The sequence below is a fragment of the Streptomyces sp. NPDC102274 genome, from assembly GCF_044766385.1.
Classification (GTDB): domain Bacteria; phylum Actinomycetota; class Actinomycetes; order Streptomycetales; family Streptomycetaceae; genus Streptomyces.
Genome location: NZ_JBIWLW010000009.1, coordinates 20,420 through 41,047, shown reverse-complemented (window position 1 = coordinate 41,047; position 20,628 = coordinate 20,420). Strand labels below are relative to the sequence as shown.

At 71.9% G+C, this 20,628-nt stretch carries 16 protein-coding genes; 9 read left to right on the top strand and 7 right to left on the bottom strand.

Annotated elements, in window-relative coordinates; genetic code table 11:
- Complete coding sequence (locus ACIRQP_RS14550; protein ID WP_403888721.1) at positions 1-195, bottom strand: hypothetical protein; 195 nt, start codon at positions 193-195, stop codon at positions 1-3.
- 250 nt (positions 196-445) lie between these two features.
- Here ACIRQP_RS14550 and ACIRQP_RS14545 point away from each other — a divergent pair, with 250 nt between their 5' ends.
- From ACIRQP_RS14545 to ACIRQP_RS14520, 6 genes are all read left to right on the top strand, one after another.
- Positions 446-838: an ankyrin repeat domain-containing protein gene (locus ACIRQP_RS14545; protein ID WP_403888718.1), complete on the top strand. Its 393-nt coding sequence runs from the start codon at positions 446-448 to the stop codon at positions 836-838.
- Positions 839-1,162: 324 nt separating this feature from the next.
- Complete coding sequence (locus ACIRQP_RS14540) at positions 1,163-2,581, top strand: HEAT repeat domain-containing protein (RefSeq protein ID WP_403888715.1); 1,419 nt, start codon at positions 1,163-1,165, stop codon at positions 2,579-2,581.
- 185 nt (positions 2,582-2,766) lie between these two features.
- Positions 2,767-3,885, top strand: coding sequence for a glycosyltransferase family 4 protein (locus tag ACIRQP_RS14535; RefSeq protein WP_403888712.1), 1,119 nt, complete (start codon positions 2,767-2,769; stop codon positions 3,883-3,885).
- Positions 3,882-5,075, top strand: coding sequence for a glycosyltransferase (locus ACIRQP_RS14530; protein WP_403888709.1), 1,194 nt, complete (start codon positions 3,882-3,884; stop codon positions 5,073-5,075). The genes ACIRQP_RS14535 and ACIRQP_RS14530 overlap by 4 nt, the downstream gene beginning before the upstream one ends.
- Positions 5,076-5,182: 107 nt before the next feature.
- Positions 5,183-6,085, top strand: coding sequence for an SGNH/GDSL hydrolase family protein (locus tag ACIRQP_RS14525; protein ID WP_403889421.1), 903 nt, complete (start codon positions 5,183-5,185; stop codon positions 6,083-6,085).
- Entirely contained in the window at positions 6,082-9,684 is a 3,603-nt protein-coding gene (locus ACIRQP_RS14520; protein WP_403888706.1) for a hydantoinase B/oxoprolinase family protein, read from the top strand. Before ACIRQP_RS14525 ends, ACIRQP_RS14520 begins: the two co-directional genes overlap by 4 nt.
- A gap of 7 nt (positions 9,685-9,691) precedes the next feature.
- On the opposite strand, the gene ACIRQP_RS14515 is transcribed toward ACIRQP_RS14520, so the two are convergent.
- From ACIRQP_RS14515 to ACIRQP_RS14490, 6 genes are all read right to left on the bottom strand, one after another.
- Positions 9,692-11,179: an ABC transporter substrate-binding protein gene (locus ACIRQP_RS14515; protein ID WP_403888703.1), complete on the bottom strand. Its 1,488-nt coding sequence runs from the start codon at positions 11,177-11,179 to the stop codon at positions 9,692-9,694.
- Positions 11,180-11,184: 5 nt separating this feature from the next.
- A complete protein-coding gene (locus tag ACIRQP_RS14510; protein ID WP_403888700.1) occupies positions 11,185-13,146 on the bottom strand; it encodes a hypothetical protein in 1,962 nt (653 codons plus the stop codon).
- Positions 13,147-13,354: 208 nt separating this feature from the next.
- Positions 13,355-14,233, bottom strand: coding sequence for a biotin-dependent carboxyltransferase family protein (locus tag ACIRQP_RS14505; protein ID WP_403888697.1), 879 nt, complete (start codon positions 14,231-14,233; stop codon positions 13,355-13,357).
- Complete coding sequence (locus ACIRQP_RS14500; RefSeq protein ID WP_403888694.1) at positions 14,230-14,853, bottom strand: allophanate hydrolase subunit 1; 624 nt, start codon at positions 14,851-14,853, stop codon at positions 14,230-14,232. The genes ACIRQP_RS14505 and ACIRQP_RS14500 overlap by 4 nt, the downstream gene beginning before the upstream one ends.
- A complete protein-coding gene (locus ACIRQP_RS14495; protein ID WP_403888691.1) occupies positions 14,850-15,614 on the bottom strand; it encodes a LamB/YcsF family protein in 765 nt (254 codons plus the stop codon). Before ACIRQP_RS14495 ends, ACIRQP_RS14500 begins: the two co-directional genes overlap by 4 nt.
- Before the next feature lie 4 nt (positions 15,615-15,618).
- On the bottom strand, positions 15,619-16,917 hold the full coding sequence (locus tag ACIRQP_RS14490) for an MFS transporter (RefSeq protein ID WP_403888688.1): 1,299 nt from the start codon (positions 16,915-16,917) through the stop codon (positions 15,619-15,621).
- Positions 16,918-17,084: 167 nt separating this feature from the next.
- Here ACIRQP_RS14490 and ACIRQP_RS14485 point away from each other — a divergent pair, with 167 nt between their 5' ends.
- The 3 genes from ACIRQP_RS14485 to ACIRQP_RS14475 all read left to right on the top strand — a co-directional run bounded on the left by ACIRQP_RS14485 (position 17,085) and on the right by ACIRQP_RS14475 (position 20,597).
- Positions 17,085-17,795 carry a GntR family transcriptional regulator gene (locus tag ACIRQP_RS14485; protein ID WP_403888685.1) on the top strand — a complete coding sequence of 237 codons (711 nt, stop codon included), beginning with the start codon at positions 17,085-17,087 and terminating at the stop codon, positions 17,793-17,795.
- A gap of 61 nt (positions 17,796-17,856) precedes the next feature.
- Complete coding sequence (locus tag ACIRQP_RS14480; RefSeq protein ID WP_403888682.1) at positions 17,857-19,386, top strand: hypothetical protein; 1,530 nt, start codon at positions 17,857-17,859, stop codon at positions 19,384-19,386.
- A gap of 269 nt (positions 19,387-19,655) precedes the next feature.
- The gene (locus ACIRQP_RS14475; protein WP_403888679.1) at positions 19,656-20,597 is read left to right on the top strand and encodes a hypothetical protein; all 942 of its coding nucleotides are present in this window, start codon (positions 19,656-19,658) and stop codon (positions 20,595-20,597) included.
- The last annotated feature ends 31 nt before the right edge of the window (positions 20,598-20,628 follow it).

Below are 20,628 nucleotides of genomic sequence, written 5' to 3'. Positions count from 1 at the left end.
TCAGAACTTGATCCCGCCGATGAGCCCGGCGAGGCTCGCGCCTCCGGCCGTGATGCTCGGCGCGATGGCCGTGCCCGCGAGATAGAAGCCGAAGAGGGCGCAGACCATGGCGTGCGAAAGCTTGAGGCCGTCCTTCCGGAAGAAGAGGAAGACGATGATTCCGAGCAGCACCACGCCTGACATGGACAGAATCATGAGAATTCTCCTGGTTTGAGGGGACAGTCACCATGAGTTCTTCCAGGATCACCGAAAGTATCTATGCGATAAAAGGTGCAAATGAGTGAAATGCCAGGTATTTCACTGTGCTAGCCCAGGAGCCGGTGGCGCCCGCGCGGGGCGCGGTCCGCAGTACCCTTTCGGTTTACTCGTACGGCGCCCAGGCCGTACGGACCAGGTCAACGGCGTGCGAGCCGGCGTGCGAGCCGGTCTGAAAGGCGGTCCACCGATGAGTGAGACACCGGATCCCGAAGTGGTCGAGCTGGCCACCAAGATCTTCGATCTGGCCCGGCGCGGTGAGACCGAGGCGCTCGCGGCCTACGTCGACGCCGGTGTGCCCGCGAACCTCACCAATGACCGGGGCGACTCCCTCATCATGCTCGCCGCGTACCACGGCCACGCCGGGGCGGTCGAGGCGCTGATCGCACGCGGCGCCGACGCCGGACGGGTCAACGACCGCGGTCAGACCCCGCTCGCCGGGGCTGTCTTCAAGGGTGAGGACGCCGTGATCCGCGCACTGCTGGCCGGCGGCGCGGATCCAAGCGGAGGAAACCCCTCCGCGGTGGATACCGCGCGAATGTTTGGGAAGACGGACCTTCTGGAGCTGTTTGGCGCCCAGTGATGCCCTGGGTGAGAGACGTCGTAAATGTGGTCGCGGTGGCGAAATGGCTGGGTCATCATGACGTCGGGCCCACAACGGGTCATCAACGAGAGGCAGGGAAGATGGTCTGCATTAAGCGGAAGACGACGGTCGGCCGATCATGTTGCCGCGCTGTCTAGGGCGTGTGGTGAAAGTAGCGCCGTCCGCCCGCAGGGCGGGGCTCGCGGCGTCCGACACCGCGAGCCGGGCGGGACTTTCGCAACACGCCCTACCAGGGCGGGAAGGGTGCCACGTCCCCCGGTCGCACCCCCGGTTGCGTCGACAGCTTGATGTGAGGCTTTCCCCATGTTCGATCCAGTCATAGCGCCGAGCGGCACTCTGCTGGGGCTGTTGCAGAGAGGCCGCGGCGACGGCACGCTGCACGCGCTCGCGGCACCCCGCGCCGAGGCGCTCGCCGCCCTCAACCACTGCGTACTGAACGACCCCCGCCACGACTGGCAGGTCGAGAACCGCTCGCTGTACTACGCACGCCTGTATCTGGATCTCCACGGTGGTCTCGACGCCATCGACCACCATCTCTTCCGGGTCGAGGACCACTTCGACACCGAGGAGTCCAGGACCGGGCTCTCGCTCGCCGTGCTCGGCCATCTCGCCGCGTACGGCAGGCGCGACGCGCTCGACCTGCTCAGGCGGTACGCGGCGACCGGCGCCAACTGGGCCTGGGCCCTGGACGAGCTGGCGCTGCGCGACGACGACACGGGTCTGCGCTCCCTGGCCGTGCCGGTCCTCGCCAGATTCCCGGCGGGACCCGAGGGCGACGCCGAACTGGCGTCGGTCGTACGGGACGCCTTCGAGCCCCGGCCCTGGCGGCTCTGGGCCGACGATCCACGGCCCGCGGTCGGCGCGCGGATCAGGGCCGCCGGTGAACAGGGCTCCTTCGACCGCTGGCAACGGCAGCTGCGGCCGAGCGGCCCGCGCCCCGGCTGGAGCGTGCAGGCCGTCTTCGACTGGGCACAGCAGGCCCTGGAGCGTGGCACGGAGATGCACGGGCCCGCGGCCCGCTGCCTCACCGCCGTCGCCGGACCCGACGACCGCCCGCTGATCGTCGAGGCCGCGCGCAACGGACCCGACGGCGCCCGCAGCGCGGCGCTGCACTATCTCGCCGAGGTTCGTGACCCCGTTGTCCTCGATCTGATCGAGGCGGCGGCCGGCGGCCCTGACCGCACCGTCGCCGTCGCGGCCGTCGCCGCCTTCGAGCGGATGTGCGGCGACGAGGCGGTCGACCGGGCCCGCGGCTGGGTGCACAGGCCCGACGCGCTCGGCGCCTCCGCCGCGGGCGTGCTCGCCTGCCGCGGCGGCACGAAGGACACCGCGCTGGTGCTCGGCGCGCTGCGGGAGACCGTACGGGCCGAGGGCCCCGACACCCAGCGGCTGTGGACCCTCGTCGACGGCGCGGGGCGCCTCGGTATCGTCTGCGCCGCGCCCGTGCTGCGCCATGTCTACCGGGAGACCGCCTCCTCGCATCTGCGCGGGCGGACGGCGCGGGCGCTCGCGGCCACCGATCCCTCCTATGCCACCGGTTTCGCCGTCGAATGTCTGTGGGACTGCGAGGAGACCACCCGGGAGGTCGCCGCGCTGCACGCCGAGACCGGGGATGTACGCGTGGCGGAAAGGCTGCGGCGGCTGGCCGCCGATCCGGCCGAGGAGGCCGAGGTGCAGACCGCGGTACGCAGCAGGATGGGCCCGGACGCCGCCGCGCGGTGAGACCGGCGGCCACCGCCGCCCACCGTCGCGTACGGCCGGAAACCTTCGCTCCGTGAGCCGGTCGGTACGGTCTGTGCGCCTTCGTCGTATCCGGGGGACGTCCCGCGTCCAATGCTCACGGGACGTTCCCCACGCGGAAAGATCCACGTTGGCAGGGACACGCTCGGTGCGACGACAACACGGATATGCGCGTCGTCATCGTCACCGAATCCTTCCCGCCCGATGTCAACGGGGTGGCACACTGCGCCCTCCAGACCGCCCGGCATCTCGCCGCCCGCGGTCATGATCCGCTCGTCATCGCCCCGGCGGTCGCCGGCGATGCCGAGATCGACGCACCGTGCCCCGTGGTACGCGTGCCCTCACTCCCCCTGCCCGGCTATCCGCAGGTCCGGGTGGCGCTCCCCAGCCGGCGCATCGCGGCGGCCATCACCGCGCACCGCGCCGAACTCGTCCATCTGGCCGGGCCCTTCGTGCTCGGCGTACGCGGCATGACGGCCGCCGCCCGGCTCGGCGTCCCCGCCGTCGCCGTCTACCAGACCGACCTCGCGGGCTACGCCCGTACCTACGTGGGCGCGGGCGAGGCCGCGGCCTGGCGGCGGATCCGTGCCGTGCACTCCGCCGCCGACCTCACCCTCGCGCCGTCCAGCGCCGCCGCGAACGATCTCGCCGAGCACGGCATCCCCCGGGTGCGGCTCTGGCCGCGAGGCGTGGACACCGTACGGTTCCGGCCCGAACTGCGCGACGAGGAGCTGCGCAGGCGCCTCGCGCCCAACGGCGAGCTGATCGTCGGCTATGTCGGCCGGCTGGCCCCCGAGAAGCATGTCGAACTCCTCGCCGGGGTCTCCCGGCTGCCCGGCGTCCGCGTCGTGATCGTCGGGGACGGCCCCAGCGAGACCTCGCTGCGCGGGGCGCTGCCCGGCGCGGTCTTCCTCGGCCGGTCGACCGGCGATGACCTGGCGCGGACCTTCGCCTCGTTCGACGTGTTCGCGCACACCGGCCCCTACGAGACCTTCTGCCAGACCGTGCAGGAGGCCATGGCCAGCGGGGTGCCGGTGATCGCGCCCGCCGCCGGCGGACCGCTCGACCTCGTCGACCACGGACGCACCGGACTGCTGGTCGCCCCGCACGACACCGACGCCGTCACCGCCGCCGTGGAGGAACTCGCCTTCGCCCCCGCGCTCCGTGCGGCCTACGGGCAGGCGGGACGCGCCACCGTCGAGGGCAGGACCTGGGCCGTCGTCGGGGACCAGCTGCTCGGCCACTACACGGAGGTGCTCGGCGCGCGTACGGCGGTGGTCGCGTGAGCGCGCTGAAGATCGTACGGCTGGCCAACTTCGTCACCCCCGCCTCGGGCGGGCTGCGGACCGCGCTCCAGGAGCTGGGCAGCGGCTATCTCGCGGCCGGGCACAAGCCGGTGCTGATCGTGCCGGGGGAGCGGGAGTCCCACGCGGACACCTTCCAGGGACGGGTGATCACCCTGCCCGGTCCGGTACTCCCCGGCACCGGCGGATACCGGGTGCTGAGCGCGCGGCGGCGGCTGCGGGAGTTGCTCGAAGAGATCGGGCCCGACCGGATCGAAGTCTCCGACCGCACCACCCTGCGCTGGACGGGGGAGTGGGCACGCCGCCACCGCATTCCGTCCGTGATGGTCTCCCACGAGACGGCGGACGGGGTGCTGCGCACCTGGGGCGTGCCCGGGGCCGCCGCGGGACGGGCCGCCGACCGGCTCAATCTGCGCACCGCCTGGGCGTATTCGCGGATCGTCTGCACCACGGAGTGGGCGGAGCGCGAGTTCCTCCGGATCGGGGCCCGCAATGTGGTGCGCGCACCGCTCGGTGTCGATCTGTGCCGGTGCACGCCGGAGCGACGCGACGCCGAACTGCGCTCCCGGTACGCGCGTACGGATGAAGCACTGCTCGTACTCGGCTCCCGGCTGTCGGTGGAGAAGCGTCCTGGCACCGCGCTCGACGCGCTCGCCGAACTGCGGAAGCGGGGCGTACCGGCGGTGCTGGTCGTCGCCGGCGACGGTCCGCTGCGGGCCGGGCTGGTCCGCCGGGCCCGTGCCGAGCGGCTGCCCGCGCTCTTCCTCGGCCATGTCGGCGACCGCGCGGCGATGGCCGATCTCCAGGCCGCCGCGGACATCTGTCTGGCGCCGGGTCCGGCCGAGACCTTCGGGCTGTCGGCCCTGGAGGCCCTGGCCTGCGGCACACCGGTGGTGGCCAGCGCGTCGTCGGCGCTGCCCGAGGTGATCGGGGACGCGGGCATCGCCGCCCGGGACAACGCCACGGCCTTCGCCGACGCGATCCAGGAGCTGCTGGCCCGCCCCGAGGATTCGCGCCGTGCCGCGGCCCGCGCCCGCGCGGAGCTCTTCAGCTGGGAGAACGCGGTGGCCGCTTTCCTCGCCGCCCATGATGTCCCGCTCGACGTACCGGTGCTGAACAAGGTCCCGTCGCAGCTCCAGCAGGTCCACCACCCGGAGGGAGAGGCGAGATGACGACGGAGGCGGACAGCGGCGCGCTGCCTGCGGACGCTGCCGAGGCCCAGGAACGGGCTGAGGAGCGGGCCCAGGAACGGGTCGAGGAGCAGGACCAGGCTCCGGACATGGACGTGGACGTAGCCGTGGACGTGGACATGGCCGCGCCGCCGCGGGCGCTGCGGTACGCCGCGCTCGGGGACTCGCTCAGCGCCGGGATCGGCGACCCCGTCGACGGCGGATGGCGGGGCTGGGCCGCCCTGCTCGGCGCCGGTGTGGGTGACCCGGGGACGGGCGTACGGTTCCACAACTTCGCCGTCAGCGGCGCGCTCACCCGCGATGTCGAGGAGAAGCAGACCCCCGCCGCCCTCGCCTTCGCCCCCGACATCGCCTCGGTGGTCGTCGGCGTCAACGACACCCTGCGGCGCGCCTTCGACATCCAGGACCTCGCCCTGCGCCTCGACCGTGCCTGCGGGGCACTCGCCGCGCGCGGCACCGTACTGCTGACCACCTGTCTGCCCGACCCCGGCAGCATGCTCGGGCTGCCCGCGCCGCTCGCCATGCCACTCGCCCGCCGGCAGCGCGCCGTCAACGCCGTCGTCCACGCCCTGGCGGCACGCTACGACACCGTCCATCTGCACATGGCGGAGGCGTCCTGGGTCGCCGAACGGTCCCTGTGGAGCGCCGACCGGCTGCACCCCGCCGAGTGCGGGCACCGGATGATCGCCGCGCGCTTCCACGCACTGCTCGCCGAACGGGGACTGGCCCTGGGGCCCGAGCCCTCCCTGGCGGCCGACCAGCCCCCGCCCAGCCGCGCGGCCACGCTGCTGTGGCTTGCCACCTCGGGCACCGGATGGCTGGCGCGCCGCTGCCGGGATCTCCTGCCCGAACTGCTGAGGCTGGCGGGCAACGAGGTGACGCACTGGGCCCGGGGCACCGGCGCCCGGCTCGATCTGCACGCCGAACTCGCCCTCTCCCGCGCGCTCGCCGCGCTGTCACCGGGCGCTCCCCTTGCCAGAATGGGGGAATGACCGGGCGCTGGGAATTCTGGATCGACCGGGGCGGCACCTTCACCGATGTGGTGGGCAGGCGCCCCGACGGAGAGCTGGTCACACGGAAACTGCTCTCGCACCATCCCGAGCGGTACCAGGACGCGGCGGTGGCCGGCATCCGGCTGCTGCTCGGCCTCGGTTCCCGTGATCCGGTGCCCGCCGACCGGATCGATGTCGTCAAGATGGGCACGACCGTCGCCACCAACGCGCTCCTGGAGCGGCGCGGTGAGCCGACCGTCCTCCTCATCACCGAGGGCTTCCGCGACGCCCTGCGCATCGCGTACCAGAACCGGCCCCGGCTGTTCGACCGCCATATCGTGCTGCCCGAGGCAGTCTACGAACGCGTCATCGAGGTCCCGGAACGTATCGACGCGCAGGGTGCCACCGTACGGCCGCTCGACACGGACGCCGTCGCCGCCGCCCTGCGCACTGCCCACGAGGACGGCTTCCGCAGCGCCGCCGTCGTTCTGATGCACGGCTATCGCCATCCCGCGCACGAGAGCGCCGTCGCCGACGCCGCGCGCACGGCGGGTTTCACGCAGGTCAGCTGCTCCCACGAGGTCAGCCCGCTGATCAAGCTGGTACCGCGCGGCGACACCACTGTCGTCGACGCCTATCTCTCACCGATCCTGCGCCGCTACGTCGACGAGATCGCCCGTGAACTCCGGGGCATCCGGCTGATGTTCATGCAGTCCAACGGCGGCCTGCGGGAGGCGGCCCACTTCCGCGGCAAGGACGCCGTGCTGTCGGGACCGGCCGGCGGGGTCGTCGGGATGGCCCGTACGTCGGGACAGGCGGGCTTCCGCCGGGTCATCGGCTTCGACATGGGCGGCACCTCCACCGATGTCTCGCACTACGCGGGCGAGTTCGAGCGTGAACTCGGCACGCAGGTCGCCGGGGTGCGGATGCGCGCGCCCATGATGAACATCCACACCGTCGCGGCGGGCGGCGGGTCCGTGCTGCACTTCGACGGCCAGCGCTACCGCGTCGGCCCCGACTCGGCGGGCGCCGTGCCGGGCCCCGCCTGCTACCGGCGCGGCGGCCCGCTCACCGTCACCGACGCGCAGGTGATGCTGGGCCGCGTCCAGCTGGCCCACTTCCCGGCCGTGTTCGGCCCCGACGGCGATCAGCCGCTGGACGTGGAGGTCGTACGGGAGCGCTTCGCGCGCCGGGCCGAGGAAGTGAGGGAGGCCACCGGCGTCAGCCGTACCCCGGAGGAGGTCGCGGCCGGCTATCTGGAGATCGCCGTCGTGAACATGGCCAACGCCGTCAAGAAGATCTCCGTACAGCGCGGCCACGACATCACCCGCTACGCCCTCAGCAGCTTCGGCGGCGCCGGCGGCCAGCACGCCTGCGCGGTCGCCGACGCGCTGGGCGTCGACACCGTGATCGTCCCGCCGCTCGCGGGCGTGCTCTCCGCGTACGGCATTGGGCTCGCCGACGCCACCGCCATGCGGGAGCGGTCCGTCGAGGCCGAGCTTACCGAACAGGCCCTGCGCCGGGTGCGCGAGCTGTGCGACTCCCTCGCCGAGCGCACCCGCGCCGAGCTGCGCGCCGACTCCGTCCCGGACGACGCGATCACCACGCGCGCGCGTGTGCTGCTGCGGTACGCCGGTACGGACGCGAGCCTGCCCGTACCCCTGGACGGGGTCGCGGCCATGACCGCGGCCTTCGTGGCCGAACACCTCTCGCGCTACGCCTTCACCATGGACAAACCGCTGGTGGTGGAGGCGGTATCGGTCGAGGCCGTCGGCGCGTCGGGCCCGCACGTCCCGTACGCGCCCACGCCGTCCGCCAGGACCGGCGGGTGCGAACCGTACGCGACCGTCGGGATGTTCACCGACGGCCGGGTCCGGGACACCCCGCTCCACCGCCGCGAGGACCTGCGCGCGGGCGACACCGTGACCGGGCCCGCGGTGATCGCGGAGGCCGACGCCACGACCGTCGTCGAACCGGGCTGGCAGGCGGCCCCGGGCGAGCGAGGGCATCTGCTGCTCACGCGCGTACGGCCACGCCCCACGCGGGTCGCGGTCGGCACGGACGTCGACCCCGTCCTGCTGGAGGTCTTCAACAACCTCTTCATGGCCATCGCCGAGCAGATGGGCGTGCGCCTGGAGAACACCGCCCATTCCGTCAACATCAAGGAGCGGCTCGACTTCTCCTGCGCGCTCTTCGACTCCGACGGCAATCTGATCGCCAACGCGCCCCATATCCCCGTCCATCTGGGATCGATGGGCGAATCCATCAAGGAAGTGCTCCGGCGCAACGAGGGGGCGCTGCGGCCCGGCGACGTGTACGCCATCAACGACCCGTACCACGGTGGCACCCATCTGCCCGATGTGACCGTCGTGACACCCGTCTTCGACGAACAGGGCGGAACGCTGGAGTTCCTGGTGGCCTCGCGCGGCCACCACGCCGAGATCGGTGGCATCACCCCCGGCTCCATGCCCGCCTTCAGCACCACCATCGACGAGGAGGGCGTGCTCTTCGACAACTGGCTGCTCGTCAGGGACGGCCGGCTGCGCGAGGAGGAGACCCGGGAACTGCTCACCACCGCCCGTCACCCCTCCCGCGACCCGGACACCAATCTCGCCGATCTGCGGGCCCAGATCGCGGCGAACGAGAAGGGCATCGCCGAACTGCGCCGCATGACCGACGAGTTCGGCACCGACGTCGTCCAGGCGTACATGGGGCACGTACGGCGCAACGCCGAGGAGTCCGTACGCCGGATCGTCGCCGGGCTGCACGACGGCTCGTACCGCTACGAGACCGACGGCGGCGCGGTGATCGAGGTCACGGTCCGGGTCGACCGGGAAGCGCGTGCCGCGGTCCTCGACTTCACCGGCACCTCGCCGCAGTTGCCCGGCAACTTCAACGCGCCCAAGTCCGTGGTGATGGCCGCCGTGCTCTATGTCTTCCGTACGCTCGTCGCCGATGACATCCCGCTCAACAGCGGCTGTCTGGAGCCCCTGGACGTGCGCGTACCGGAAGGATCGATGCTCGCGCCCGCACCTCCGGCGGCCACCGTCGCGGGCAATGTCGAGACCTCCCAGGCCGTCACCGGCGCGCTGTACGCGGCCCTCGGCGTCCAGGCCGAGGGCTCCGGCACCATGAACAACCTCACCTTCGGCAATGACCGGGTGCAGTACTACGAGACCGTGGCCGGCGGCTCCGGCGCGGGCGATGGCTTCGACGGCGCGGACGCCGTACAGACCCATATGACCAACTCCCGGCTCACCGACCCGGAGGTGCTGGAGTGGCGCTATCCGGTACGGGTCGACGCGTTCGCCGTACGGGACGGCAGCGGCGGCGGCGGGCACTGGCACGGCGGCGACGGCGTCGAACGGAGGCTGCGATTCCTGGAGCCGATGACGGTGACGCTGCTGACCGGGCACCGCCGGGTCCCGCCGTACGGCATGGCGGGCGGCGGGACCGGCGCGCTCGGGAGCAACGCGGTGGAGCGCGCGGACGGCACGGTCACGCCTCTGCGGGGCGTCGACTCGGCGGAAGTGGGGCCCGACGACGTACTCGTCATGCGGACACCGGGCGGTGGCGGCTACGGGACGGTGCCCCGCTGACGCCGCGTCACTGCCCCTCGGGTGGCTTGCCCTGGGCGGAGGAGACCTCGACGAGTTCGGCGCGGCCCCGCGCGTTCAAGCTCAGGATCGGGACGGCCTTGTCACGCGGATTTCCATTGATCTGGAAGGAGATGAATCCGCTCGCCCCCGCCACCTGCTGCGGCCCGTTCATCTGCTGGAACATCCGGCCCACCGCGCCCCCGGTCACCGCGCCGGGGCCGCCCGCCGCCATCCGGACGCCCTCGGCCGCGGTCAGGACCGCGTCATGGGCCATGAGGTCCTGGCCGTCGTAGCGGTCGTCTTCCGGAAACCACTTGTCCAGCTGGCCGTTCTCCTGGAAGTACCGCGCGGAACGTTCGGAGACCCGCCCGGGATCGGCCCGCCACATGTCGCGATGGGCCAGCCCGGTGAAGAGCACCGTGACGTCGTTCTCGACGGCGTGGGCGATCTGCTCCCGGTCCAGGTTCGAGGTGTCGTCACCGGCGAGGACCGTGAACGTGTGGTCCGTACAGCTGCGGTTGGCGAGCGAGTCGAGGAAATTGGTGAGGTGCCGCCCGCGGCCCGCGAAGTAGATGACCTGCGGCCGTGTGTCACAGAGCTGCGCGGGGAAATAGCGCAGTTCGTTCTTCCAGGCGCCGCCGGGCACCGACGAGTCGAACGTCATCCGCTCCGCCACCAGCCGGTGGCCGGTCTTCTCGTCGGGGAACGCCTCGGTGAAGGCGGTGCCCAGGGTGGCGGCGTACAGATTCGCCTTGGCCGCGTCCTGGACGACCACCGCCGTACGGAGCTTCGTGGACCGCTTCAGATAGGCCGCCGCGGCGTACGCCTCGTCCACATTGGTGGGCGAGACCCGTACGAAGCCGGGGATGCCCTGGATATTGGTGGCGGTCATGGTGCTGGCGACGGTGGCGAGGCCGCTCTTGGAGAGCTTCTTGAGCGCCTTCAGATTCGGGCCGGTGCTGGGGCCCAGACCCGTGACGGCCACCAGCTTGTCGTCGGAGTCCTTCCGGGCGATCAGCTCGTCCACGGTGTAGTTCCAGTGCGCCGAGCTGCTTCCGGTATTGGCGATCAGCAGCCGGATCTTGGGCGAGGAGGCGAGATCGCCGCGGTTGTGCCGGTACTGCGCGAGATAGGCGCCCTCCAGTTCGTGCCGCACCGAATCCTCGGAATTGCTGTCGTCGTTGGTGAGCGTGAAGGAGGTCATATACGCGACGCTGACATACGGCTCCTTCTTGGCCTCCTTGCTGACCTGGTCGTTCTCGTCCTTGATCTTCTTCACCACGGCGGCCAGATGGTCCTCGAAGTGGAACGAGCCGTCGGTGACGCCGACGCACTCCTTGTCGTCGCCGCGCTTGACGACACCGTCGTCGCACCGCGCCCGGACGTCCCCGATCCAGTGGACGCCCAGCGGGACCGCCACCGCGAGTACGGCGGCGACGACCACCCCGATCACCACGCGGCGCACGATGTGCAGCGGCCATTCGAGTCTGCGCATCCCGCTCACCCCTCGTTCGTGGATGTCAGCGGATGGCGCCAGTGGCGATAGCGCTCCGCCTCGTTGAACAGCGCCACGACATCGTTCCTGCGCAGCCGCGACAACTGGTTGAACCCGTCGGCGATCAGATCGTTCAGCCGCATCCCGGGGTCGGCGAGCGGATCGCTCCACACCCAGCGGGTGATGATCAGCTCCCGGATCACCGCCGTGGTGGTGACCGCCTCGCCGGGCGCGCCGGGACCGAGCCCGGCGAGCAGGTCCAGCGGACCGCCCAGGGAGACGAGCCGGTTGGGCGCCGCCGTGATCGCGTTGAACTCGCTGATCCACTGCGCCGCGGGCACCTCGGGGAAACGCCCGACCAGATGGGCGGTCACCTCGTCGATCCGGCCCCAGGCCAGCCGGTGGTACATCTCCTGGACCGGGTGCCCCACGGATCCGAAGTGCTCGGCGAGCAGTTCGTGCACGGTGTCCCAGTCGTCGGGACGCCGGGCCAGCCGCCACAGCAGCAGCCGCCGCGGCCAGGGGTGGAGGGCCGGTGTCATGCCCCCCGGACCGAGCAGCAGCCACCGGGAGCGCATCTCGCCGAAGAGCGAGTCCCCCGGGCTGAGCACCCGCGTACCTGTCGACAGATCGCGTGCGGCGGCGCACTCGGCGAGCGTGGCGCGCCGCGGCTCGTCGATGCCCTGGAGCAGATGGTCGAGCGCGGCGTCGGCGAGCGTGAGCGTCTCCTCGCCGTCGCGCAGCGTCCGGTCGGGCAGACCGCGCAGCCAGCGGTCCTGCTCGGGACCGTCCTCCGCCGGTACGTCGGAGTGCCGCAGCACCTCCAGGACCTGGTGCACCGCGCTCGGCAGGCCGCGGGTCAGCCGGTGCACAAACGGCGCGAGGCGGGTGAAGGGCGCCAGATCCGGATGGCGGCGCAGCTCCAGTTCGATACGGATACGGACCTCGTCGAGGTTGAGATCCCGCAGCCGCAGCGGATACCACCAGGTGTCGTCGCTGTCGCGGGTCGGCCGGTGTTCGCTCCAGTCCGTGAGAGAGGCCCGGTCCGGGCCGCGCAGCTGCCAGGGCCACTGGTCGCCGGTGGCCGGACCCCAGCGCGGCAGCCAGCGGTTGGAACTGGCGACGATGGTCAGCGGGTCGCAGGAGAGCCCCGCCACCACGGTGTCGTCGTGCCGGGCGCGGATCAGCAGATCGAGGAACCGACGGCCGTACTCCGAATGGGAGTTGTCGAGCAGCAGCAGATACGAGCGGGGCATGAACGAGTGGTCCGCGTTGCCCCGCAGATCCGCCAGGAACGCCGAGAACAGCACGCGGTCGAGCCGCTCCTCGTCCTCCGCGTCGCCGTCGTGCCGCCACAGGTTCAGCTCGACCAGCGCCTCCCACGGGTCGTGGCTCCGGATGAGCGGATGGCCGCCGTACCACGCGGCGCTCCCGGTGAACTTGCGGCCGGGCAGCCGGCGACGGCCGCGCCGCAGGCCGTCCCGCAGCAGCGCGAGCGCTGCGGTCGACGCGCCGTCGGGGGCTCCCACGGCGCCGCCCGCCACCTCGAAGAAGGCGGCCAGATAATCGCCGTACCGCGCCTCGGCCCGTTCCTGGAAGGCGTCCAGCTCCCGCCGGATATTGCGCCGCCCCTCGGCCAGGCTGGTCATCCGCAGATCGTGGTCGGAGGCGAGCAGCCCGAGGGTGAGCCGGGGGAAGTGGGAGCGGCGGTAGCGCGGCAGCTTCCGTTCGAGCTGCCGGGCGAGCAGCGCCAGACCGTAGCGCGGCAGCAGCCCGTGCTCGGCGGCGAGATTGACATAGGCGAACGGGTTCTCAGGGCCGAACTGCTCCATCAGCGCGCTGTGCGCCTCGCTGGCACCACTGCCGCGCGGGCCGAGCAGCATCGTCACCGGCCGTTCCGCGGTGGGCTGCTGTCTCAGACACTCCCCGACGAGGGAGATGATGCCGTTGCGGCCCCTCAGGCCCATGCGCACTCCGGACTCCGCCACGCGCATCAGCCCCCCCGAGCCATGCGCCCCACACAAGTGGGGCGACACCGTCAAGTCTATCGGAGAGCCTTACAACTACTCTTGATTTTGCGGGGGTTGATGAGATGGACGGTGAACTTGCCCGGATCGTGCCGCCGCGCACACGGGATCTCGGTCATGTTCACGTCGGCCGCCGGCCCTCTCGGCGTCACCCGGAGGACCGGCGCCGTACCACGACGAACCGCACGGGAGTCCCCGGCGCGGCCTGCGCCGCCGCCGGGAGGTCTCGCTCCGCCACGACCGCGATCACCGGATAGCCGCCGGTCGTCGGATGGTCGGCGAGGAACACGAGCGGCCGGCCGTCGGGCGGCACCTGCACGGCCCCCGTCACCATGCCCTCGCTGGGCAGTTCGGCGGAGACGGCACGCTCCAGGGGCGGGCCCTCCGTACGCAGCCCGATACGGTTGCTCGCGGCCGAGACCCGGTAGGCGCGCGTGGCCAGCGTGCGCAGGGCCGTGCCCGTGAACCAGTCGTCGCGCGGCCCGAGCCGTATCCGCAGCACCAGTTCGGCGGGCGGGGCCTGCGTGGGCACCCCGTCGACCGGGGCCGCTCGCTCCGTCATCGGGCCCAGCGGCAGGACCGTGCCGTCGCGCAGCGGCGCCGGCCCGAGACCCGACAGCAGATCCGTCGACCGGCTGCCGAGCACCGGCTCCACCGCCAACCCGCCGCCGAGCGCCACATAACTCCGGACCCCGGAGACAACCCTTCCCACCTCCAGCAGCGCGCCCGCCGGCACCCGCACGGGAGCGCCCCAGGAGGCGGGGCGTCCGTCGACCAGAACCGGGCACGGCGCTCCGGCGACCGCCGCGGTCACCGCGCAGCGCGGCCGTACCGCACAGCCGTCGAGCGTCGTCTCCAGCGCCGCGGCGCCCTCCGGATTGCCCACCAGCCGGTTGGCCAGCCGCAGCGCCGCCGGATCGAGGGCCCCGGAGCGCGGCACCCCCAGATGGGCGTGCCCGTACCGGCCGAGGTCCTGCACGGTGGTCAGCGCCCCGGACCGTACGACGGAGAGAGCCCGGTCCGTCATCGGCCGGCCGCCGTCGGCACGAAGCGCACCCGCGTCCCGGGCGCGAGCAGCGCAGCCGGCACCCGTGCCGGGTCCCACAGGACGGTGTCCGTCGTCCCGATCAGCTGCCAGCCGCCGGGCGAGGAGCGCGGATACACCCCGGTGTAGGGGCCCGCGAGGGCGACCGAACCCGGAGGTACGGCGGTCCGGGGAGTGGGCCTGCGCCGTACGGCGTACCGCGCGGGCAGCCCGGTGAGATAGCCGAAGCCGGGCGCGAACCCGCAGAAGGCGACCCGGAATTCGGCCGCCGAGTGGATTTCCGCAACCTCCTCGGGCCGCACGCCCCACAGCGCGGCGACCTCCTCCAGATCCGGACCGTCGTAACGGACCGGCAGTTCCACGGTGTCCGGCGCGCGCGCGTCCGGCGCCTCGACCCGCCAGCCGTCCAGCCCCGTGGCGAAGCCCGCCGGATCGTCCAGCCCGTCGAGCAGTACGGTGCGGGCCGCGGGGACGATCTCCCGCACCGGCGGCAGGACGCCCGCGGCGCGGCGGCGCAGCAGCTCGGCGTGGAACGCCGCGGTCTCCTCGCCGTCGGCCAGTTCGACGAGGAGCGCCCGGTCCCCGACCGGCAGCGCCCTCATACGAAGGACTCCACCCGGACACCGGACGCCTCCAGTCGGCTGCGCACCCGGCGGGCGAGATCCACGGCGCCGGGGGTGTCGCCGTGCAGACACAGCGAGCGGGCGCGGACGCCGACGGACCGTCCGTACAGCGAGGTCACCACGCCGAACCGGGCCATGGACACGGACCGTTCCACCACCGCCGAGACGTCCGTGATCACGGCGCCTTCCTGCCCGCGCGGCACGAGCGTGCCCTCCGAGGTGTAGGCCCGGTCGGCGAACGCCTCGGTGACGACGGGCAGTCCGGCCTTCTCCGCCACGTCATGGACCAGGGAGCCCGGCAGGCCGAGCAGCGGCAGCCGCTCGCCGGTCAGCAGCACGCCCTCCACGACGGCCTCGGCCTGCTCCGCGTCATGGACCACCCTGTTGTAGAGGGCGCCGTGCGGTTTGACATAGGCGACCCGGGCGCCCGCCGCCTTCGCGAACACCTCCAGCGCGCCGATCTGGTAGGCGATCTCGGCCGCCAGCTCGTCCGCGGGCACCTCCATCGAGCGGCGGCCGAAGCCGGCCAGATCGCGGTACGAGACCTGGGCGCCGATCCGGACCCCGCGCTCGACGGCCCAGCCGCAGACCCGCCGCATGGTGGCCGCGTCCCCGGCGTGGAAGCCGCAGGCCACATTGGCGCTGGTGACGACGGAGAGCAGCTCCTCGTCCTCGGTCAGCCGCCAGCGGCCGAAGCCCTCGCCCAGGTCCGCGTTGAGATCGATGGACGCCCAGGTCATGGAGTCACCTTCCGATCGGTTCGGGTGTGAGCAGTTCGCGGCCGCGGGTCTCGGGCAGCCCGATCAGCGCCAGTACCGCGAGACCGTAACCGACCGCGCCGAAGACCAGGGCGCCCCCCACCCCCCAGCTGGTCGCCAGGAAGCCGACGAGGGTGGGGAAGAGCGCGCCCACGGCCCGCCCGGTGTTGTACGTGAAGCCCTGGCCGGTACCGCGTACGGCCGTCGGATACAGCTCGCTGAGGAACGAGCCGAAGCCGCTGAAGATGGCCGACATGCAGAAGCCGAGCGGGAATCCGAGGACGAGCAGCAGACCGTCCGCCCCCGCCGGGATATTGATGTAGGCCAGGATGGAGGCGGCGGACAGGACGGCGAAGATCGCGATGTTCTTCTTCCTGCCCAGCCGGTCGGTGAGATAGCCGCCGGTCAGATAGCCGATGAAGGCCCCGCTGATCAGGAAGGTCAGATAGCCGCCGGTGCCGACCACCGTGAGCCCGCGCTCTGTCTTGAGATAGGTCGGCACCCAGGTGGCGAGCGTGTAGTAGCCGCCCTGTACGCCGGTGGACATCAGCGTCGCGAAGAACGTCGTACGCAGCAGATCCCTGCGGAAGATCGCGGTGAACGAGCCCTTCTCCGTGCTCTCGCGGCGCTGTGCGGCGGCCTCGGGCGCGTCGTGGACGTTCCGCCGTACGTAGACGATCAGCAGGGCGGGCAGCGCGCCCGTCCAGAACATCACGCGCCACGCGGTGTCCGCGTCCATGAACTGGAAGACCAGCGTGTAGACGATGACCGCGAGCGCCCAGCCGGCCGCCCAGGCGCTCTGGACGGCGCCGAGCGTACGGCCGCGGTGTTTGCCGGAGGCGTACTCGGCGACGAGGATCGCGCCGACCGCCCACTCGCCGCCGAAGCCGAGCCCCTGGAGGGCGCGGAAGACCAGCAGCGTCTCGTAGTTGGGCGCGAATCCGCAGAGCACGGTGAAGACCGCGTAGGTGATGACGGTGATCATCAGGGCCTTGACCCGGCCGATGCGGTCGGCGAGCACCCCGGCGATCGCCCCGCCGATGGCCGAGACGACGAGGGTGACGGTGGTGAGCAGCCCCGTCTGGCCGCTGTCGAGGCTGAAGTACGCGGCGATCGCCACCATGGACAGCGGCAGCGTGAAGAAGTCGTACGAGTCCAGGCCGTAGCCGCCGAACGCGCCGGCGAAGGCCCGGCGCCCCTGCGGCCCCAGGGCCCGCAGCCAGGCGAACGCACCGGTGTCCTCGGGAAGTCCGTCCTTGCTCAGACGTGCTTGGGTCGTGCTCATCTGCACCTCGCAGGAAGGGGAGCGTGCTGGGACCGTGAGCTGAGAAGACCGTAGGGGATTGTTCAACGATCCGACAAGACTCTTGTTGTTTCGTTCTTGCTTCTACGATGAGTCCGTACGCGAACGGAGACGGATTCCGTACGCGAACGGAGACGGAAGAGGGCGCTGTGGCGACGAGCGGGACCGAACTCGGCGAGCTGGCGGACGACCGCCCCCTGCTGGGCCGTACCAGCACGGCGGAACGGGTGGCGGACATCCTGCGGACCCGTATCGCGGAGGGCTATTTCCAGCCCGGCGAACGGCTCTCGGAGGAGTCCATCGGCAAGGCGCTGGTCGTCTCCCGCAACACGCTGCGCGAGGCGTTCCGGCTGCTCACGCACGAGCGGCTGCTCATCCATGAGCTCAACCGCGGAGTCTTCGTGCGGGTGCTCGCCGTCGAGGACGTCGAGGACATCTACCGCACGCGCCGGCTGATCGAATGCGCCGTCGTACGCGGCCTCGGCGAGCCCCCGTTCAAGCTCGACGGCCTGGAGAAGGCGGTCTCCAACGGCCTACTGGCGGCCCGCGAGGGGCGCTGGAAGGGCGTCTCGACGGCGAATATCCACTTCCACCGCGAACTGGTCGCGCTGGCGGGCAGCGTACGCACCGACGAACTGATGAGCGCCGTACTGGCCGAACTACGGCTCGCCTTCCACATGGTGGACGACCCGCGCCTGCTGCACGAGCCGTACCTCGTACGGAACCGGCAGCTACTGGAGTCCCTCGGATCCGGGGACAGGGAAGGCACGGAACGGATGCTCGCCTCGTATCTGGACGACTCGCGCGAGCAGCTCGTGGAGGTGTACGCGAGGCTCGTCACCGAGGACGGGACGGAGTGAGACGGAGGCCGCTTCCGCACCGTTTCGCCCGTTGTCAGCGCGAGGACATAATCTGTGCAGCGTGACTTCGCCTGCCCCGACGGACTTCGTTCCGCCCCAGCTCAGCGCGGGGCCGCGGCTCGCACAGGGCCCGGCCGCCGACGAAGGGCTCGCGCGGCGGCTGCGCGCGCTCGCCTGCACCGCGCCGCTGCACGACCTGGACACCCGCAAGGCCAATCTCGCGGGTGAGTACTCCGGCTACGCGATGGCCGAGGTCGCGCTCTCCGCCATCGATCTGGTCACGCTGAACATGGACTTCGACACCGGCGCCGACCATGAGCAGATCGTCTCCAGACTGCTGCCACGCGTCGCCGCGCAGGCGCCCCGCCGCCCGGTCGCGGAGCATGAGCGCGTCGCCCGCTGGGTGCTGGAGAATCTGATCAACGTCGGCAGCGTGGACCGCGGATTCCGCGCGGTGTACGGCACGTTCGGCACCGACGGCGTCTACACCCGCAGGGACTACGACTTCAAGCTCATCGAAGAGGTCCCCGGGCACGGCGGCAGCGTCTACCTGCGGACCACCGACGAAGCGGTCAACGTCCTGGTCGGCGCGCTCGACACGGACGTGACCAGCGCGCAGATCGCCGCCGAGGTCAAGCTCGAAGTGCTGATCAACCGCGGCAGACTGGCCGACGCCCAGCTCGCCGCCGAACAGGCCAGATACCGCACCGTCCAGTACGCGGAGACGCTCCGCAGGACGCTGGAGGCGACCCGCCGCAACGTACGGGCGGTCGACTGGCTCAACGCCGTACCGGACCTGATCGACGAAGCCCTCGACCATGTCGCCGACCGGTACCGCCACGAGAACGCGATCCTGACCAACATCCGCAAGGCACGTGACGAGGCCGAGACCGGCACGGACACCAAGACGGCCGAGCACAAGCGGCGCGCGGCCGAGCTGGTCGACATCGTCAAGGACTGCATCCGCCGGCACACCCAGCTCCAGTCCCGGCTGCTGGAGGCGGGCCCGCTCTTCCGCGCGGAACAGGACCGGCAGGCCTTCGCCCGGCCCACCGCCCACACGGGCCTCGACCTGTACGGACAGCTGCTCGCCCCGCTGCTGCCGCTCCCCGTCGAGCGGGCGGCACGCGTGACGGACGCGTTCTTCGCCCGCGGCACCGGCCTGCGCACGCCCGTCTCCGTCCGCCTCGGCGACCTGGTCGACCTGCTGCTGACGCCACCGGTCGAGCGGGAACACCTGGGCGCGGAGATGCCGGAACCGGACCTGATCGCGACCCCGGACGACAGCCGCTTCAGCGAAGAACAGCTGGCGAGCGCGAAGGAACTGCTCGACCTGGAACACGACGCGCCGCGCCGCCTCTCGGGGCTGCTCGCGGAGGCGCGCCGTCGCGATCCCGAACTGCCGTATCTGGTGGCGCTGCTGGCCATCCACGCGGCGAGCCCGCCGGTGGGGACGGCGTACCGGCAGGGGGAGGAGAGCGTGCTGTTCGCGGTCGACGACGGAACGCAGCTCGACGACCGGGAGTTCGGCGGGGCGGACCTGATACTGGGCACGGCCCGTCTTGGCGCGGTGCGCGTCGGGGACGCGTGAGTTGTGGCCGGAGCGGGTGGTGCGGTGCGGGTTGCTGCGAGGTGGCGCTCCGGGGCTCGCGCCCGGGACGGCATGCTGTGCTTTCCCGGGGGACACCCCCGGACCCCCGTACGGCGCGAACGCCCGCATCCTGCCTATGGCCGGACTCGCGCCGTAAATCATGCCGTCCGGACATGTACCTCCGGAGGCCCCGGACCCCGGCACCAGCCACGACGACCGCAACCCGCACCCGCACCCGCACAGCGCCCCGCCCCGCACGAGGAGACACCGTGAGCGACCACCACGCCGAGCACCCCGCCGCGTGGACCGAGACCGGCGCCGACGCGACGGCCGAGACCGCTACGGTCGCGACCACGACGGCACCCGCGATCCCCGCCGGCTCCGCCGGCCACGTGACACCCGCCGACGCGGCCGACGCCGCCCGCCTCGTCTCCTTCGGCCTCCAGCCCAAGCTGCTCCCCGCCCGCGACGCCGAGTACGCCGAACTCCTCCGCCGCTACCGCGAAGACCCCGCCTTCGCCCGCGTCGCCGACGCCATCGCCACCGGCTTCGACCTCGTCGTCCTGGAGGTCTCCCCCCGCGCCGGCATGGCCGTGACCGCGGGCGAGGACTCGGTCTTCGCGGTCCGGATGGGCGACTACGCCCGCCGCGCCGCCACCGACTCCGCCGACCGCTTCCTGCACGGCCTCGCCCATCTCGCCGTCGCGGCCATGGCGTTCCCCCGCCCCGCCGACCTCGCCGACGACGGATACATCGGCCGGATCACGGTCAACGGCGTCGACGCGTTCGTACGCCAGGCGTGCCGCCGGCTGGAGGTGCGCGCCGAGGAGCAGGGGGAGAACACCGACCCGTCGACCGGCGAACCGGGCCTGGAAGCCGCGTGGCGGATCTACGCACGGCGCAGCGCCACGGGCGCCACCAAGGACGCCCGCAGACTGGCCGGTTCCACCACCGGCATCGTCGGCAAGGCCGTCGCGTTCCTCACCGACTCCGGTTTTCTCCAGCGCACCGGCGACGACGCCGGCGGCGCCTACCGCACCACCGCCCGCTACCAGCTCCAGGTCCGCGACATGGCGGGCCACGCGGCCATGGCCGAGCTGCTGGAGCTGGGCGTCGTCCCCGTCACCGACGGCTCCGCCACCCTGCTGCCGCCGCCCGAGGGCGACGATCTGGAGCTGGCCGCCGACGCCGGCCTGCCGTTCCACGCCTGAACCCGCCCCCCACCACGACGAGAGTCCCGCC

Excerpts from the sequence above, each read along its gene's own strand:
- ACIRQP_RS14550 (WP_403888721.1), bottom strand. The coding sequence starts at position 195 with ATGATTCTGTCCATGTCAGGCGTGGTGCTGCTCGGAATCATCGTCTTC.
- ACIRQP_RS14545 (WP_403888718.1), top strand. The coding sequence starts at position 446 with ATGAGTGAGACACCGGATCCCGAAGTGGTCGAGCTGGCCACCAAGATC.
- ACIRQP_RS14540 (WP_403888715.1), top strand. The coding sequence starts at position 1,163 with ATGTTCGATCCAGTCATAGCGCCGAGCGGCACTCTGCTGGGGCTGTTG.
- ACIRQP_RS14535 (WP_403888712.1), top strand. The coding sequence starts at position 2,767 with ATGCGCGTCGTCATCGTCACCGAATCCTTCCCGCCCGATGTCAACGGG.
- ACIRQP_RS14525 (WP_403889421.1), top strand. The coding sequence starts at position 5,183 with ATGGACGTGGACGTAGCCGTGGACGTGGACATGGCCGCGCCGCCGCGG.
- ACIRQP_RS14520 (WP_403888706.1), top strand. The coding sequence starts at position 6,082 with ATGACCGGGCGCTGGGAATTCTGGATCGACCGGGGCGGCACCTTCACC.
- ACIRQP_RS14515 (WP_403888703.1), bottom strand. The coding sequence starts at position 11,179 with ATGCGCAGACTCGAATGGCCGCTGCACATCGTGCGCCGCGTGGTGATC.
- ACIRQP_RS14510 (WP_403888700.1), bottom strand. The coding sequence starts at position 13,146 with ATGGGCCTGAGGGGCCGCAACGGCATCATCTCCCTCGTCGGGGAGTGT.
- ACIRQP_RS14505 (WP_403888697.1), bottom strand. The coding sequence starts at position 14,233 with ATGACGGACCGGGCTCTCTCCGTCGTACGGTCCGGGGCGCTGACCACC.
- ACIRQP_RS14500 (WP_403888694.1), bottom strand. The coding sequence starts at position 14,853 with ATGAGGGCGCTGCCGGTCGGGGACCGGGCGCTCCTCGTCGAACTGGCC.
- ACIRQP_RS14495 (WP_403888691.1), bottom strand. The coding sequence starts at position 15,614 with ATGACCTGGGCGTCCATCGATCTCAACGCGGACCTGGGCGAGGGCTTC.
- ACIRQP_RS14490 (WP_403888688.1), bottom strand. The coding sequence starts at position 16,917 with ATGAGCACGACCCAAGCACGTCTGAGCAAGGACGGACTTCCCGAGGAC.